We start from the raw sequence: 15,750 nt of genomic DNA on the forward strand, positions 1-15,750 counted from the left end.
CTATTGATTCTCCTGGGTTTCTTTGGTCTTGTTTTTCTTCTTGTCCGTGCCCGTTTCCTTTTTTAAGGGGTTGAACAACTGACTGAACTTATTGAATTCCCGATTAAAAATAACGGCCATTCCGGTAACGATCAACTGACCGTCAACAATATTTTCATATTCACTTTTTCGAAAGCCCTTAAGGCGGTACCGTCCATCTTGTGTAAGCAGATACTCCAAGCTTACATTCCCTATAATAGGGGTCTGCTCCTGTCCCGACTGGGCACTTCCCTCTACATCTACGGCACTACCCGCGGTAACCACCAAACGGTCATCGAACAATTTCTTCTTTGCGTTGATATTGAGTTGGGTGCGGTCTTGGGGGGTATCGCCCTGATAATCGGTAAAGCTATCGAGGTCAAAATCGACCTCAAGGCCGGTACTGCCGAAAACCTTATCGGAAAAAGCATTGAGTTCGCCCGAGAGCACCTTGTTTACGTTGTCCCTGGCGATGGCGGCCGTACCCCCCAAGCTTCCGTCACTTCCCGAATCGGGATAGAAGCGATTGAGTGCCAATAAGGAAAACACCTGCTTGTTCAGTTCCGCTTCCTGACCGTTGAGTTGCTGTACCCTTCCGTAAACCGCACCTCCCAAGGAACCCTGTTCGTCTTCGGGCATATCGAGCCCGAACGATAACTCAGGCTGTAAAAGTTCCCCATCGACGTTCAAATACACCAAAAAGGGCAGTACTTGCTGGTATTGGCTCGACACGCCCAAATCTTCACTTGAGGTAACCGTGGCCATCAATGGCGCGGCCGAAGTCTCCACTTTATAAACGGCCGTTACATCTAATTTGGCATTGGCGGGATCCCCTTGCCAGGTAATGGTGCTTCCGGGATTGATCTCGAAGCGGCGCTTCACCAGATTGTAAAGATTGGTCTCGTAATGGCCCGATTTAAGCTCATACCTTCCCGTAAGGTTCATTCTTCCGTTGGGCTCTATATTCAGGTTCAGGGCCGCCTCGCCCGAAACCTCTAGATTATCTCCGGTACGCTCGTCAATAATAACATGAAAATCGGCATCCTCGGCAATCTCCAATACGGTCCTCACATCCATACCTTGAAAAAAGGAAGGCACTTCCTCTTGGTCGTTACGGGTCAGTATGGCATCGGGATTTTCTCGGTTTACAAAAAGTACCACCCCGTCCCTTTCCTCTACATCCAACTGCGATTCAGGTACCACGTAGGTGATATCGGTAACCTTTCTGATCCTTAGTTTTCCGGTGATTTTCGGTAACTCCAAATCGCCCTGAACGGCGATATCGGCATCTAAACTCGCTTCCCCATAAAAAAGTTCATTGTCTTTTTCGGTAGAGTTCAAGACCCGAAATTTTTCGGCGTTCAACTTCAGGTCAAAGCTGGGGTTCAGTAGGCTTTGGGTACCGATACCACCTTGCACGGTAAAGGCACTTCCATCCGTATCCGTCACTTGAAAACCATCGAAATATATGCCTTCGGTATCTAATTTGAGCTGCTCTTCGGAAATCTTAAAAACGGCATTGAGCGAAGCTACGTTAAAATCGACCCCGTTAAAATCGAGCACCCCTTTGTATTCTGGGGATGCCGTTGTTCCCGATACATTAATCCGTCCTGAAATGGCACCGTGTGCATCCTTAAGGGCGCCTTTGGTGAACCCTTGAAGCTTTCCTAATTCGATACGGTTCAAATCGAGGTCTAAATTCAACAAGGCCCCTTTTTCGGCTGCGGCATAATCGCCCACCAAGTCCAAATCGACACCCCCATCTTTCAAGGCCAGATTAAAGTCATAGGCCGAGACCCCAGTGGAATTGGCCTTAAGGCTTAAATTGCCCAAGGGATTTTCGAGCGCCTCTAGGGAATTGATCTTAAAATCGGCCACAAGGCCCGTAGCCCCGAAGGGATTCTCGATTACCAAATCGCCCTTGACCAGACCGGAAGCCAAGTTCTCATCCGGGTTCAACAAGCTCAAAAAGGTCTGTAGCTTAAAATTGTCAAAGCCGATTCCGATATGTTCCTTTTCAACCCCTTCCATACTATTGCTAATGGTTAGTTCTTGCTCGTTACGGGAAAAACTCAGCTTCCTAAAACGCAATAATTTTTCACCTACGGCAATTTGGTTGTCTTGGGGAAGGGTCCATTTTTTCTTGTTCAATAGCAGGTTGGAGGGATCGATGCGGATTAAGGTAGTGTCCTTGGAAAGGGTCATGACCGAGGAAACATGGACCATTTCCTCCTTACCGTCCAGGGCCACAAAATCCAAGAGAAGCTCCTTGTTTTTTAGATTGCCCGTGATATAGGTACCTTCCATTCGAATAGGTTCGAACACCAAGCCCCCAAAGCCCGTACTAAAATTCAGGTCGGTGGCGGTCCCCCTCAATTGGACGCCCAAACTATCGATGGAACTGCCTTGGTAGGCCAGGGAAGGCACAAATACATCCGCATTCATCTTTTTGGTCCTTGCATCAAAGTCCGCTTCGACCAAAAGGGAATCCAATCGTTCTACTCCCCTTAAAAACACTTCGGTCAAAATGGGGGTAGGCGACAATTTTAGGTTCATCTTCACCTTTACCGAATCCGTTTCCGATTTTTCGGCGAGGCTATCCTTAAAATAGTTTTCAAACTGTTGCCGCAAGGCTTTGCCCAAACCTTGCGGAGAGGCGTTCGACTCTAAACGGGCCGTCAAAAAATCGCTATCAAGGCTTAATCCTGTATGGGCCGGATCTACGGAAGAACTTAGCTGAACGCCTCCCAATTGATACTGCTCATTATCATAGACGGCCACCCCATTTTCAATTTGGGCCTCTATATTAAAAACCTCGGCATTGCCCTTGAATTGGGCATTCATTTGAAGTCCAGCTTTAATGTCCTCCTTTGTTAGCCCCAAAGCATAGAGGTCGCCCCCTATCATGTTCAGGTCGACATCGAACCCTGAACTTACAGAATCGAGCAGCACCTTGGTCTGGGCCGTAAAGTTCAAGTTATCATCCTTAAAAGAAAGATCTATGGTCCCTTTACCGTTCTGTATATCCCCTTCGAGTTTTAGGGCCGAAAAGTCGTAGTCGTTTAGCTGAAGCTGAGAGAAATCGGCTTTAAGTTTGGCGTCGAGGTTATTGACATCGCCACCTCCCGATACATCCATGGTAAAGGAAACCCCGCCTAATTTCGGATTGTTCAACAGCTTGTCGAGTTGAAGGCCGTCTACTTTTAGGTCTCCCTTAAACCGCATCTCCGTACCTTCTTGGTAGTCGCCTTTTGCGGCTATGGTCCCTTCCGGAATGACTAGCTTTGCCTGGGCCCTTAGGTCATTTATTTCCCCCCTTGCTTCCGCATCGACAGCTACGGTCTGGGGAAGGGATATTCCCAACTCCTTTTCGGAAACAAATTGGGCGATGTCCGCTTTGACGGTATTGAGTCGAATGGTATCGAAATTGAAGAACAAAGCGTCTGGCCGGGTTATATTTTGGAGGCTTCCACGGGCAATGAATTGGGTTGTCTTTCCCCAGTTCAACTGCATATTTTTTATATCGATCTCTTCCAAGGTACCCTCTGCCATAATTGCGCCCTGAACGGGATGTTGCGCCGCGGACTTTAGATAGGTGTTATCCGCAAGTTGGGGCTGAAGGGTGAACACATCGTTTAAATCGAGGTATACTTCCCCAAGTGCCATATCTACCTCGGTTTGACCTGGGGTATCCATCAGCTTTTCCACGGAGGGATAACTCAATGTCATTTCCCCTGCCAAAGCACTCTCGTTAAGACGTAATTGCAAGCCTTCCAAGGCTGCGGAAGTATCATCCATCTCGGCACCGAAGGCAAGGTTTCGCAATACGATTCCACTTTTTTCAATAAAGGACAAGGCCTTTAAATCCATTTGCACCATTCTAGGTTGATAGCGTATCGCCCCCGCCTGTAGCTTGAATTCCGATAGGGAAATCGCGTTCGGATCGAAATCACCCTTTTGGGCTTGGGCCCTTCCCCTAGTATATACAATTGTGTTGTTTTCAAAATCGACCCCATCGGCACGTACCGAAAACTTGGGCCACTCAAAGGCGGCATCGGGAACATCGGTTTCGGTCGAATCTACCGCGGCGACGTCTGACGGAAGATGCAAAGCTAATGATGAACCTTTTAGGGCCATTCTATCCACCTCTATCGTATTTGTTGCCAAATCGGCTTTGGGCAATTCAAGTTCAAAGCTTGAAAAATTCAAATGGGCAAACGTGGAATCGGGAACCGAAGCATAGTCGGCCTTTACGTTATTAAATTGAAGATGGTCTACGGCCAGGTAAGGTAAGGATGTCTGGGTCGTATCTTCGGAAGAAAAGGCTTTTGTTTGCCTATAGAAGATTTCCGTATCCGATAGCTGAAACCCATCGATCTCGAACCTCAGTTTTTCCAAATCGGTTTCATCGGCATCCAATAGCAATTTACCAAGTCGGATACGGCCATCCATTCCCAAATAAGCATCATGATAGTCCACTTTAAAATCCGTAAAATGAAGCTCCCCTATGCGTATTTTCATGGGTTCCGTATCTGTAGACACCGTAGTGGTATCGGCAGCAGCAAAAGCATCGACCAAAAAAGTAAAATTGAAATCCTCGGTATTTTCAGCCCTATGGACATTTGCCCGGAGACCTTCCCAAGTAGCCGATTTTAAATTCAGTTCATTCCCAAAGATCAAAGGCCTTAGGGCCAGATTGACCTCCAAGTTTTTTGAATAGGCCAAGGTATCCCCCTTGGTATCTTCCAAATAGAGTCCCTCCAAAAAAAGATTCCCCGAAAAGGTAAGGAACAAGCGGTCGATAGTCACTTTGGTGTTGGTCTTTTGGGAAACGTAGTCCGTCAGTTTACCGACAATGAGGTCTTGCCCCCATTGGCTTCGAATAAAAAGCACCAAGGCTAGAAATAGCAAGACCAGCACTAAAGACACCCGTCCGAAGCGCCTTAGCCACCTATATTTCCTTTTCTCCTCTTGCATAAGGTACAAAGATCAGTAATAAGCCCATGACTTGCATACTTTTCACCATCATAAATTGACGTAATTGCTATTCATCTTGACCTTATACCTACGTTACCCCTATAAGAGGTGGACTACCGGTCCCACTTTTTAATGATGTGGGCCAATTTTCGCGGCATTTCCATTGGGATCAAGTGCCCCACCCTGCTCAAGGTTACGGTAGACGGTTGGCACAAATAGGGAAGGACCTCGTTGTAGATGGCCTCAGTAGCGATTACGGGGTCATCTTTCGAAAAGATGACCGTTGTAGGCATATCGAGTCGCTTAATACGTTCGGCAATATTGTTTTTCATTCCCACCTTCAACCACCATTGCCATGTGGCCTCATCGATACGCAATTGGGAATTGACCGCGTACAAGCTTCTCTTCTTCCCCATTTTCTTTTTGGTGGCGCCCAGTACGGTCTTTGCCGCCTCTTCCCTATCGGGATGTCTGAGCATACGTTGACGTTCATCGTCGGCCATGTCTTCCACGGTAGGTGGCGAAGGTGCAATAAGCAATAACTTGTCGGGTAGATTCCCTTTTTTGATCTGGGCGGCGTAGAGGATCAATTTAGCTCCCATGGAATGTCCACAGAGGATATAGTCCTTAAGTTTCAACTCGTCCAGACACAGATTGATGTACTGGGCCATACCGTAAATCGAAGGTTCCGATAGGGGTTTCGTCCCCCCAAAACCGGGCAGATTCAGCAAGATACAGGTGTAGCGTTTGCGTAAGCGCTTCGCCAGCCAACGCCAGCTTCCGGCATCGCCCCCAAAATAATGCACAAAGACGATGGTCTTTTTTCCCCTTCCTATTTTCTCGTATTTCAAACCTGTATATATCTTCATCTAGTCTTTGTTTAACACATCGCTAGAGGTTTGAATACCTTGGAGCCTGCTCCTATGGTTTTCAAATATCACCTTCAACCTTGAAGGCAAGAGTCGACCGGAAAGAATATAGTTGGCGTCTTGTATTACTTTGTGGTCTTCCGTGACGAGCATCTCACTGTAGGCCGCTAGGCTTGCACAAGAGAACAAGGCATTATCGGAATACCAATTCATCAAGGCCAAACACCTGGAAGCCGGCACGAAGGGCACCTTCAAGGAAGGATTCATAAAAAAACTAACCAATTCGGCCTGAACCAAACGCATTTCCTCAATTCTCGATTGAACCAAGGAGGCGCCAAAAGCCAATGAAGACCTTTCCTGTAATTGCTCAAGATGGGGTATAGCGGCACAGACCTTGTTAAAGTAGATTTTTACTTTCCGATAAATTTTATAATTCACTTCCATAATCCTGTGCATTTAACATGTTCCCTACCCAAGCCTTGAGATCAGGGTATTCCCATGGTGTTTCTTTGCATATATTATTTTTCACGCCTAGAGTTGGGAAATCATTCGAAGATTACCTCCCGTTATCTATAGGGCGACAACGTAACTATTCGCCCTAGAACGGCCATCTTTATTCCCCTCCTCTTGCCGGGTAATCGTTCTTTTCTATGTAATCGATGGCATTGAGTATATCGTCCCAATCGGGCCGTGCAAAGGGCATTGTCTGGACGGCACTGGCATACAAGGTATGGTCGGGCCGCACGAGAAATACCCCAGGTTCGGAAAACGCATCGGGTTCGGAATCCTTTATTCCCTTGGAAACGAATAGTCCCCATTTCCGCGCTTCCTCAATAGATAATCCGTAAGCTATGGGCAACTCGGGAACGTTCCATTCCTTTCCCGATTTTTTTGCACGCGCTTCACTATCACTACTGATGGCCACCACATGGGCGCCCCTATCGGTGAAGTCTTTTAATCTCTTTGCCAGTTCCTCCAAATAATTCTTGCATACCGGGCAGTGTAGCCCCCTGTAAAAGACCAACACTGTAAAAGACTCGCTTTTCTGGGCGGCCAAGTTCCATTGCGTATCATTTATAAGGGGGAGTTCTATCTTGGGTACTTCCGTTTTAGGTTTAATCATCCTTTATTTACATTTTAGGTTTCGCTTCAATTCAATTTGAAATGTAATAGCCCTGTCAGCTACTCTACTTACAAAATAACAGGATGCTGACGCCTTCGACAGACTTGATAACAAAAATTTGTGCCCTAAAAACAAAAAGGGACAGCTACCGTTCCCCTTCATTTAGGTTTAATGGCATTGAGCTATCAATTTTATGTATCGAGCCATTCCGGCCCGGCCTACCAATGTAATTTTAGGTTCTAACCACGATAGAAATGCAAAAACCCAATAAAAGACTCGAACAACAAACCTGTATTATCACCGGATCAAGTGGTGGTATAGGTGCCGCCGTGGCCAAGGCCTTAGGGACCGAAGGCGCCAATATTGTAGTCAATTACCGCAGTTCAAAGGAAGCTGCGGAGGAAGTGGCCCACTGGATCAATTCCCACCAAAGCTGTGGCGAGGCGATCGTTCTAAAGTGCGACGTAAGTAAGGAGGAAGAAGTAAAAGCATTGTTCAAGCAAACGATTTCCCATTTCGGTACGGTCGATGTATGTGTAGCCAATGCCGGCCTACAAATAGACCACCCCCTACACGAGATGCCCTTGGAGGCTTGGAAAAAGGTCTTGGACGTCAACCTCACCGGACAGTTTCTGTGTGCCAAGGAAGCCATTAACGAATTCCTGAGAAGGGGCATGCGCGAGGAGGTATCGCGTTCCTTGGGAAAAATCATCCATATGAGCTCGGTACATGAAGAGATTCCCTGGGCCGGCCATGCCAATTATGCCGCGTCAAAAGGGGGACTCCTTATGTTGATGGAAAGCATATGCCAAGCCTACGCCCCACATAAAATCCGGTGCAACAGTATTGCTCCCGGAGCCATAAAGACCGATATCAACAAGGATGTATGGAGCACAGAACAAGGAAAGGAAGACATGCTAAAATTAATACCCTATAAACGTATTGGCGTACCCGAAGACATCGGCAGCGTGGCCAGCTGGTTGGCTTCCGACGAATCGGAATACATCAATGGTACCACTATTTTCGTCGATGGCGGAATGACCTGCTACCCGGGCTTTACCACGAACGGATAAGACAACCTATTAGAAATAACGCAAACTACCTCGAGGCACGCCCACGAGGCATTAAAAGGAATACACTTTGATTACGAGGCAAGCCTCGGAGCATTTAATCTCGATTATCGAGTAAAAACAAAGACAATGGATTTAAATATAAAAGGAAAAACGGCCCTCGTAACCGGAGGGGATTCAGGACTAGGCATTGAAACCGCCAAGTTTTTAGCCAGGGAAGGCGTCAACGTAGTCTTATCGGACAAAGCCAATGGCAAAGAACTGAGGGACGCGGTCAAACAGGTAGAGAAAGACGCCCAAGACGGTGCCAAGGTAATGGGTATTGCCGCTGACATTTCAAAGAACCAAGAAGTACTGGACCTCGCCAAGAAAATCGAAGCCGAATTTGGCGGTGCGCACATCATTTTCCATTCGGCGGGAGCCCGTGGTGCCGCAGGCGATTTTCTAGAACTGACCGATGACGATTGGATGAAGACCATTGACATCGACCTTATGGGAGCCGTACGGGTAGCCCGGGCCTTTATTCCCCAAATGCAAAAACTGAAATGGGGCCGTATGGTGCTGGTGGCCAGTGAAAATGCCTTCCAACCCTACGAAGAAGAGAGTCCGTACAACGCGTGTAAAGCCGGTATCATCAACCTGTCTAAATGCCTATCGCGGGCCTACTCCAAAGAAAACCTTCTTTTCAACTGTATTTCCCCGGCCTATATAGAAACCCCGATGACCGACGCCATGATGGAAACCTTGGCCAAGGAAAAGGACATTTCGGTAGAGGAAGCCGTGGAATGGTTTGCAAAAAACAAACGCCCCCATATTGCCATGGAACGAAGGGGCAAGCCCGAAGAGGTAGCCGCCGTTGTGGCCTTTTTGTGTTCGGAACACGCCAGTTTCGTTAACGGAAGTAATGTCCGTATCGATGGGGGTGCCGTAGAATCCGCTTTTGGTTGATTTGATGGCGACGAAAAAAATGAAATGAACCTTTAAAATTTTAAAACATGGAACGAGAACGAAGCGCATGGGAAAATGCACTAAACGAACTTGTAGCACAAACAAAAGCTTGTGAACACACTTACGGTACCTTAATACAATCGGACCGATACCCCACCTGGCAGACCTATTTTAAAAAGCGTCATTTTGAGGAACGGGATTTTGATAAAATCTTAGCCGACGAATACTATGCCGTAAACGAAAACAAAGTGGTCCCCGATATTCGGACAGAGACCCCTATATTTGAGCCCTTGGAAAAACAGTTGTTGGAAAAGAACCTATCGGACAGGGAAGTGATTGTTTTAATTACGGCCAACGAAGAAGCCTTGGTTCTACAATATCAAAACCTTTTGGCCTTTGATAAGTTGCCCAAAACTACAAGTGCCCTGTTACAATCACAGGCAGAAGATTTGAACAGCACCATTCAAAGTCTGCGAATGGATTACAATACCAAGTATAGGACCGGACCAACAGAAACCCAACCCAGAACGCTATGAAAAATATACTAAAAGCCCTACTGGCCGGTTGGGGCGCCAAGAAAATAGGCGGAGGCAAATGCGGATGTATAGGCAGCATTGTGGTTTTTATCATTCTGTACTGGATACTGGGCTATGTGATCAACTAGGGTTGGCAATAGCGTCAATCTTGATTTTTTTAGGGTCAATACAGTAAGGTAAACCACCCCATCTTTGTAACTCATAAGTAGGTTGATTACCTATTTCACTTGTGAAATAGTAATTGTATAATTAGTTAAAGGGAGCGTAGGGGTGCGCTCCCTTTTTTATGCCCCAATCTTGGGCAAGCCCCATTTATACGAAGGTTAAAAAATACTAAAAAGTAAGATTTTACATATTTCAACTACGAATACAACAACAAACCGCCGATTTAATTTCAGCTTTCTCAAAAGCCCCGTTGAAAATTATCGAATAGAGGATTTTGAGAAGATTGCACCCCTATTTTTTCTTGAAAAAACAAGAAAAAAACGAACAAATTAAAATTTAAAAAAATGCATTCGCTCCCAACCTTTGGCAGCCCTTATCTTCATTACAACTGTCTACATTTTAAAGAATTAAATCCCTGCCAAACGATTGCGTATTCCGCTTATTGAAGCCTAATAATTTTGCCCGTTATAGCCGAAATCTTATATTTGTCGCCGTATTTAAAAGGTGCCCATAAGCTAAAAATTACTATTAAAATCTTTTTAAAACAATGAGGTAATGTGTTGAAATTTATTGTTACGGTGACATCAACCATGTATTAAATTCTTACAATGGTCCATTTTGAAATGCACGACATAAAAAAGACTACATTGCAAACGAACAAGGTGTTCCAGTTGACAATTTACTAGAACTACGGAGATGATAAATGCAAAGAATTCAGACTTAATTTTACCCATATCCGTAACGGCACATTTGTGTATCATAAACGGGCTCTTGTTTTTACTTACCCCCGACACCTACACCCATGTCTATTACATTTTGCACTACAACATATCGTGGCTGCTCATCACCTATGGTTTAGGGTACTACGTAAGGGTGCGTAAAGAGCGCTTTATGACCAACATTCATAAGATGGTCCAGCTCTATCTTATCTATGGCCTGGCCTATTTTGCCCTTTTTGGCATTACCGGACGCATTTATGAATCGTTGGAGCACCAGCTCTTTGTCTATTTGACCATATGCATTGCCCTGACCCTGTACAGGGCCCTATTTTTCTGGGTTCGCCGCAAATACCGTCTATGGGGCGGCAACTCCGTAAAAGTGGTGGTCATTGGCCGTGACAAAAACCTAAAAAAAATACGAAAGGTATTTGACGAGCCCGAATTGGGCTACCGTTACATGGGTTACTTTGACGATAAAAAATCAAAAAGCAAGACCTATCTGGGGCCGGTCATCGACTGCTTCCTCTATATCTTGGAGAACGACATTGATGAAATCTACTGCGTTGCCTCAAAGTTCAACAACAAAGAGCTGCGCAACCTGATCGATTTTGCCGACAACAACCTGATCCGTATAAAGATCATTCCGGATAACAAGGAAGTATATTCCCGAGGCATGTCGATTGAACTATATGATACGATTCCTGTCCTCAACCTGAGAAAAGTACCCTTGGATACCGAATTTGCACGTATCTCCAAACGCAGCTTCGACATTCTTTTCTCTTCCCTTGTGATTCTTACCGTACTCTCTTGGCTAGTGCCCATTATGTACGTATTGATCAAATTGGAATCACCGGGCGACCTCTATTTTAAACAAAAACGGCACGGCCTAAAGCGTAAAACCTTTTGGTGTTATAAGTTCCGATCCATGCGCCCCTCAAAGGATGCCGACTCAAAAATGGCCACCAAGGGCGATATGCGCGTGACCCGTATAGGCAAGTTTATCAGAAAGACGAGCATAGACGAACTACCCCAGTTTTTCAATGTGTTTTTGGGCGATATGAGTGTGGTAGGCCCCAGACCGCATATGGAGTTGCATACGTGGGACTATGAAGTGTCGGTAGACAAGTATTTGGTACGCCACTTTGTAAAGCCCGGCATTACCGGCCTTGCCCAGGTAAAAGGCTACAGGGGCGAAATTGCGGAAAAGAAAGATATTCTCAACCGCACCAAACTCGATATTTTTTATGTGGAAAAGTGGAGCCTGTTGTTGGATTTACAGATCATAGTACAAACCGTAGTCAATGCCGTACGCGGGGAAGAAAAGGCCTATTAGGCTAACGATATAAAACTAGCGGAAATGTTAAATTTCATATTCTTATAAAATGGCCCTCGATTTGTTTTTTATACAGTTTCACAAGCCCCTAATTTATATTAATTCAATAGGCCATCCGCAATTTCAACAGATTGTAAATAAGCTCCTAGCCCCTGTTTTATTTAAAGGGAATAAAAGTTTTGGGTGTAGTAAAAATGCTGTTTCTTTGACCGTTTTACAAAGCTTTCGAAAAAAGAAAAAGCTTATACTGATATCATGGAATCCTGCTTCACACTCAAATAACCAATTCACTCAACTTGAAGATTTGTATTAAACCGATTTTATATGGAACAGACAAACATTAACAAACTACTCTCAAAATACCTAAAACACTGGCCTCTTTTTGCCATTGGGGTAGTTACCTGTTTAATAGTCGTATTTCTTTATCTCAGATACCAGGCAGAAACCCAATACGAAATAACCAGCACCCTTCTTGTCAAAAACCAAGATGCGGGCCAAGGAACAATCCAATCTCAGAACATAAAAGATCTTGGGTTGTTAAAGAACAACACGAATGTTGAGGATGAAATAGGCATACTTAAATCATCAGGGCTGATGGAAAAGGTTATTGCGAATCGGTCCCTAAACATTAACTTTTATATTGAAGGTCGTATTCGTGATGTTGAAATCTATGGAAATGAGACTCCTATAGAAATTTTAGTGGATGAAACGGCAAAAAATTTAATATATGATTTGCCCATAAAAATAATCCTTCTTGAAAACAACAAGTATAAATTACAAACTTCTATTAAAAATGAACCATACGAATCAGAGCATACTTTTGGTGATTTAGTTACTTCTCCTTTTGGAACCTTTTCCATAAACTTCCGAGAAGAAAATGAATACGTAGACATAGGAAAACCATTGTACTTTGTTATCCAAAATACCGATAGGGTAATCTCCAATTTCTTAGCGAATTTAAGCATAGAACAAACAAATAGAGAAGGTAACCTACTAACTATAAAGTTTTTATATGGGCACAAGAAAAAGGGAGAAGATGTAGTTGCCGGCCTTATCGAAACCTATGTCGAGGAAATGATCAAGTACGAAAACGAATTGGCGGAAAATACGATCAAAATGATCGACAACCGCCTAAAGTTGCTTTCAGGTGAAATTGAGGGCGTAGAAAAAACCGTGGAGGAATTCAGGACGAAGAATGACCCATCGAATGTGGCCAACAACACTGAAATCTATATCACCCAGGCCAATGATTACAAAAAATTGATTTCCGATTACCAGACCGAGATCAACGTTATTAACGCCATTGAAACCTACCTACAGCAAGGAAATTCGGAAACTCCTATTCCGGCTTCGTTAAGTGCCAACGACCCCTCCTTGACCAGTATGATCGACCAATACAACGCCACCCTATTACAAAAAGGGCAAATGGCCCAGTCCGCCTCTAGTGCCAACCCCGTTATTGTCAATCTAGACCGTACGCTAAACGACCTAAGTAAAGCTATCGTTGAAAATGTGCGTAGTGCCAAAAACCGTTTGATGATCGCCCAGCGCAATTTGCAATCAAATGCCAACAAATACCAGGCCCAGATCGCCAAGGTCCCCTCAATGGAACGCCAATTGGTAGACATCAGCCGCGACAAGAGTACCAAAGAAGGACTTTATTTATATTTGCTCCAAAAGCGAGAAGAAGAAGTACTTTCTTTAGCCGCCCCCGTTTCATCAACACGTATCGTAAGTCTTCCGAAAGCAGGAACTTTCCCCGTAAGCCCAAATAAAACAGCAATGTATCTCGGTGGATTGCTTTTAGGTCTGTTCTTACCATTTTCCCTTATTTATACGAAAGACTTACTGAACAACAAGATTACCTCTATCGAGGATTTGTCAAACTTAACCACTGCACCTATTTTAGGAGAACTATCCAGAAGCAAAGAGGGAGAACTGATTACCATCAACAACAATAGTCGTACCCCATCGGCAGAATTGTTTCGCCTACTCTGCTTTAACCTGGAATATTTAAAAAAATCGGATACGAATCAGACTTTATTGGTAACCTCAACTATCCAAGGTGAGGGTAAAACCTACGTTGCATCAAATTTGGCTCTTACCTTGGCTTCAAATGGGGAGAAAGTAATAATACTATCGTTCGACCTAAGGATGCCGCGACTAATGAAGGCCTTTAACCTATCGGACACACCCGGATTAACAGATTTTATATTTCAAAATGATATTAATATCTCCGATATTATTCAAAAACACCCCTCCATAGACAGCCTCTACCTGATAGGCTCAGGTATGGAGGTCAATCAAGTTGGCCGTTTAATGTTGAGCAAACGAATTGAAGTTATAATGGACAGCTTAAAAAAGGACTACGACCGCATCATTATCGACACTCCTCCCATCGGACTTATTTCAGATGCATTTGCCTTAAATGCCTATATAGATAGTACCATCTATGTAGTACGAAAAAACCTAACGAAAAAAGAGCATTCCAAAACTATTGAGTCCATTTACAAGAATGGCAAATTAAGAAATACCATGGTTCTGTTGAACGATAGTGATTCAGCTCAAGGTTATGGTTATGGGCCCAAAATAATCGATTAGCAAATATTCAGAACATGTCACTAAAAAAAAGAGTACTAAGCAATGGGCTAGCTTCCGTTTTCCAAAAAGGGGTTCGGGTGCTAGAACAATTGTTTCTGGTTCCTTTTTTTATATCGGCTTGGGGAGCCGCCTATTATGGGGAATGGTTAACGCTGACCATTATCCCTAGTATTATTGCCTTCTCCAACCTAGGGTTTGGTTCCGCAGCAGCCAATAGCTTTGTCTTAAGCTATGCCGCCGGTCGCAAACAAGAAGCGGCCAACATCAGTAAAACCGGGATATACATCATTACCATCATGGTATTTGTAGCCATGATGATAAGTAGTATTACTATTTTTACGCTAGACCACTTTCATGTTTTTGACAAATCCCTTATCGATAGCCAAGAAGCCATCTTAGCGGTCTCTATTCTAATTTTCGCTCAATTATTGAACTTCTACCTTCAACTCATTGAAGCCTACTACAGAGCTGCCGAAAAAGCTGCCCTGAGCATTAACCTGATTACCTCCAAAGCCGCTGCTAATTTAGGCGCGGGCTTACTGGTTCTACTCCTCGGGTATGGCATTGTAGAATTCGCCATCTCGCAACTTCTGGTCATGTTGGTATTTATGGCCTTATACTGGATAAAAGGCCGTCAGGTCATCGGATTGTTCAAGATACATCGAGGCCAAAGAGACAACACCATTCTAAAAGCCATCACCACCAAAGGCTTGAGTTATTTGATGTTACCCCTATGGCAGATCATCTATTTTCAAGGTACCACCTTTGTGGTACGTATTGTTTTAGGACCGGAAGCCGTTGCCATTTTTAACACGGTACGCACCTTGAGTCGTTCCTTTAACCAGGTCCTATATATGGTCGAGCCCACTGTTTTTCCTGAGCTGATCAATCAAATTGGAAAAGGGGACTGGAAGACCGCGCAAAAGATTTTTAGATTATCGATATTAGGGGTGTTTGCTCTATCAATAGTCGGTTTTACCTTTTTAGCAATATTCGGTCTTTGGTTCTACGGTATTTGGACAAACAATGAATTAGATGTACCCAGCACCATGTGGTATATCTTCATTTCGGGTATGTTGCTAAATGCCTTGTGGTATACAACAGAAATGGTTTTTCGAGCGGTCAATCAACCTAAAAGAATGGGGGTATATGGAATTATTTCTGCATTAATTTCAACATCCCTCACCTACTTTTTATCGAATGAGTTTGGCATCAATGGAGCTGCTATGGGTGCCATTTCTTTAGATCTTATATTGGTTTTTGTGGTGTTACCTTCTGGCTGTAAAGTTATGCGCATGTCAATTAAAGAGCTCTTTGCAAACGGCCTAGGCGATTTCAATTTAATTTATCAGAAAATACGAATGAAGCTTTCAAACTAAAATAATCACTCT

11 protein-coding genes are annotated in these 15,750 nt (G+C 44.3%); 7 read left to right on the top strand and 4 right to left on the bottom strand.

From position 1 onward, the window contains the following. The 4 genes from B4Q04_RS00585 to B4Q04_RS00600 all read right to left on the bottom strand — a co-directional run bounded on the left by B4Q04_RS00585 (position 1) and on the right by B4Q04_RS00600 (position 6,987). Complete coding sequence (locus B4Q04_RS00585) at positions 1-4,995, bottom strand: translocation/assembly module TamB (protein WP_088695691.1); 4,995 nt, start codon at positions 4,993-4,995, stop codon at positions 1-3. 113 nt (positions 4,996-5,108) lie between these two features. After that, entirely contained in the window at positions 5,109-5,864 is a 756-nt protein-coding gene (locus B4Q04_RS00590; RefSeq protein WP_088695692.1) for an alpha/beta fold hydrolase, read from the bottom strand. Then, positions 5,865-6,308, bottom strand: a complete 444-nt coding sequence (locus B4Q04_RS00595) for a hypothetical protein (protein ID WP_088695693.1) — start codon at positions 6,306-6,308, stop codon at positions 5,865-5,867. It lies immediately after the preceding gene. A gap of 169 nt (positions 6,309-6,477) precedes the next feature. Continuing rightward, positions 6,478-6,987: a peroxiredoxin-like family protein gene (locus B4Q04_RS00600; protein WP_013992468.1), complete on the bottom strand. Its 510-nt coding sequence runs from the start codon at positions 6,985-6,987 to the stop codon at positions 6,478-6,480. A 254-nt stretch (positions 6,988-7,241) separates the two neighbouring features. On the opposite strand from B4Q04_RS00600, the gene B4Q04_RS00605 reads away from it, so the two are divergent. The 7 genes from B4Q04_RS00605 to B4Q04_RS00635 all read left to right on the top strand — a co-directional run bounded on the left by B4Q04_RS00605 (position 7,242) and on the right by B4Q04_RS00635 (position 15,738). Beyond that, the gene (locus B4Q04_RS00605) at positions 7,242-8,060 is read left to right on the top strand and encodes an SDR family oxidoreductase (protein WP_088695694.1); all 819 of its coding nucleotides are present in this window, start codon (positions 7,242-7,244) and stop codon (positions 8,058-8,060) included. 126 nt (positions 8,061-8,186) lie between these two features. Next, complete coding sequence (locus tag B4Q04_RS00610) at positions 8,187-9,005, top strand: SDR family NAD(P)-dependent oxidoreductase (RefSeq protein WP_013992470.1); 819 nt, start codon at positions 8,187-8,189, stop codon at positions 9,003-9,005. 47 nt (positions 9,006-9,052) lie between these two features. Next, positions 9,053-9,541 (top strand): hypothetical protein, encoded by a 489-nt coding sequence (locus tag B4Q04_RS00615; protein ID WP_088695695.1) that lies wholly within the window; start codon positions 9,053-9,055, stop codon positions 9,539-9,541. Next, positions 9,538-9,669, top strand: a complete 132-nt coding sequence (locus B4Q04_RS23045) for a hypothetical protein (protein WP_013992472.1) — start codon at positions 9,538-9,540, stop codon at positions 9,667-9,669. Before B4Q04_RS00615 ends, B4Q04_RS23045 begins: the two co-directional genes overlap by 4 nt. Positions 9,670-10,402: 733 nt before the next feature. Then, on the top strand, positions 10,403-11,758 hold the full coding sequence (locus tag B4Q04_RS00620; protein ID WP_013992473.1) for an exopolysaccharide biosynthesis polyprenyl glycosylphosphotransferase: 1,356 nt from the start codon (positions 10,403-10,405) through the stop codon (positions 11,756-11,758). 324 nt (positions 11,759-12,082) lie between these two features. Further along, positions 12,083-14,359 carry a GumC family protein gene (locus tag B4Q04_RS00630; RefSeq protein WP_088695697.1) on the top strand — a complete coding sequence of 759 codons (2,277 nt, stop codon included), beginning with the start codon at positions 12,083-12,085 and terminating at the stop codon, positions 14,357-14,359. Positions 14,360-14,373: 14 nt separating this feature from the next. Then, a complete protein-coding gene (locus tag B4Q04_RS00635; protein ID WP_088695698.1) occupies positions 14,374-15,738 on the top strand; it encodes a lipopolysaccharide biosynthesis protein in 1,365 nt (454 codons plus the stop codon). Positions 15,739-15,750 lie beyond the last annotated feature (12 nt).

This window comes from Zobellia sp. OII3, from assembly GCF_002211465.1.
Lineage (GTDB): Bacteria > Bacteroidota > Bacteroidia > Flavobacteriales > Flavobacteriaceae > Zobellia > Zobellia galactanivorans.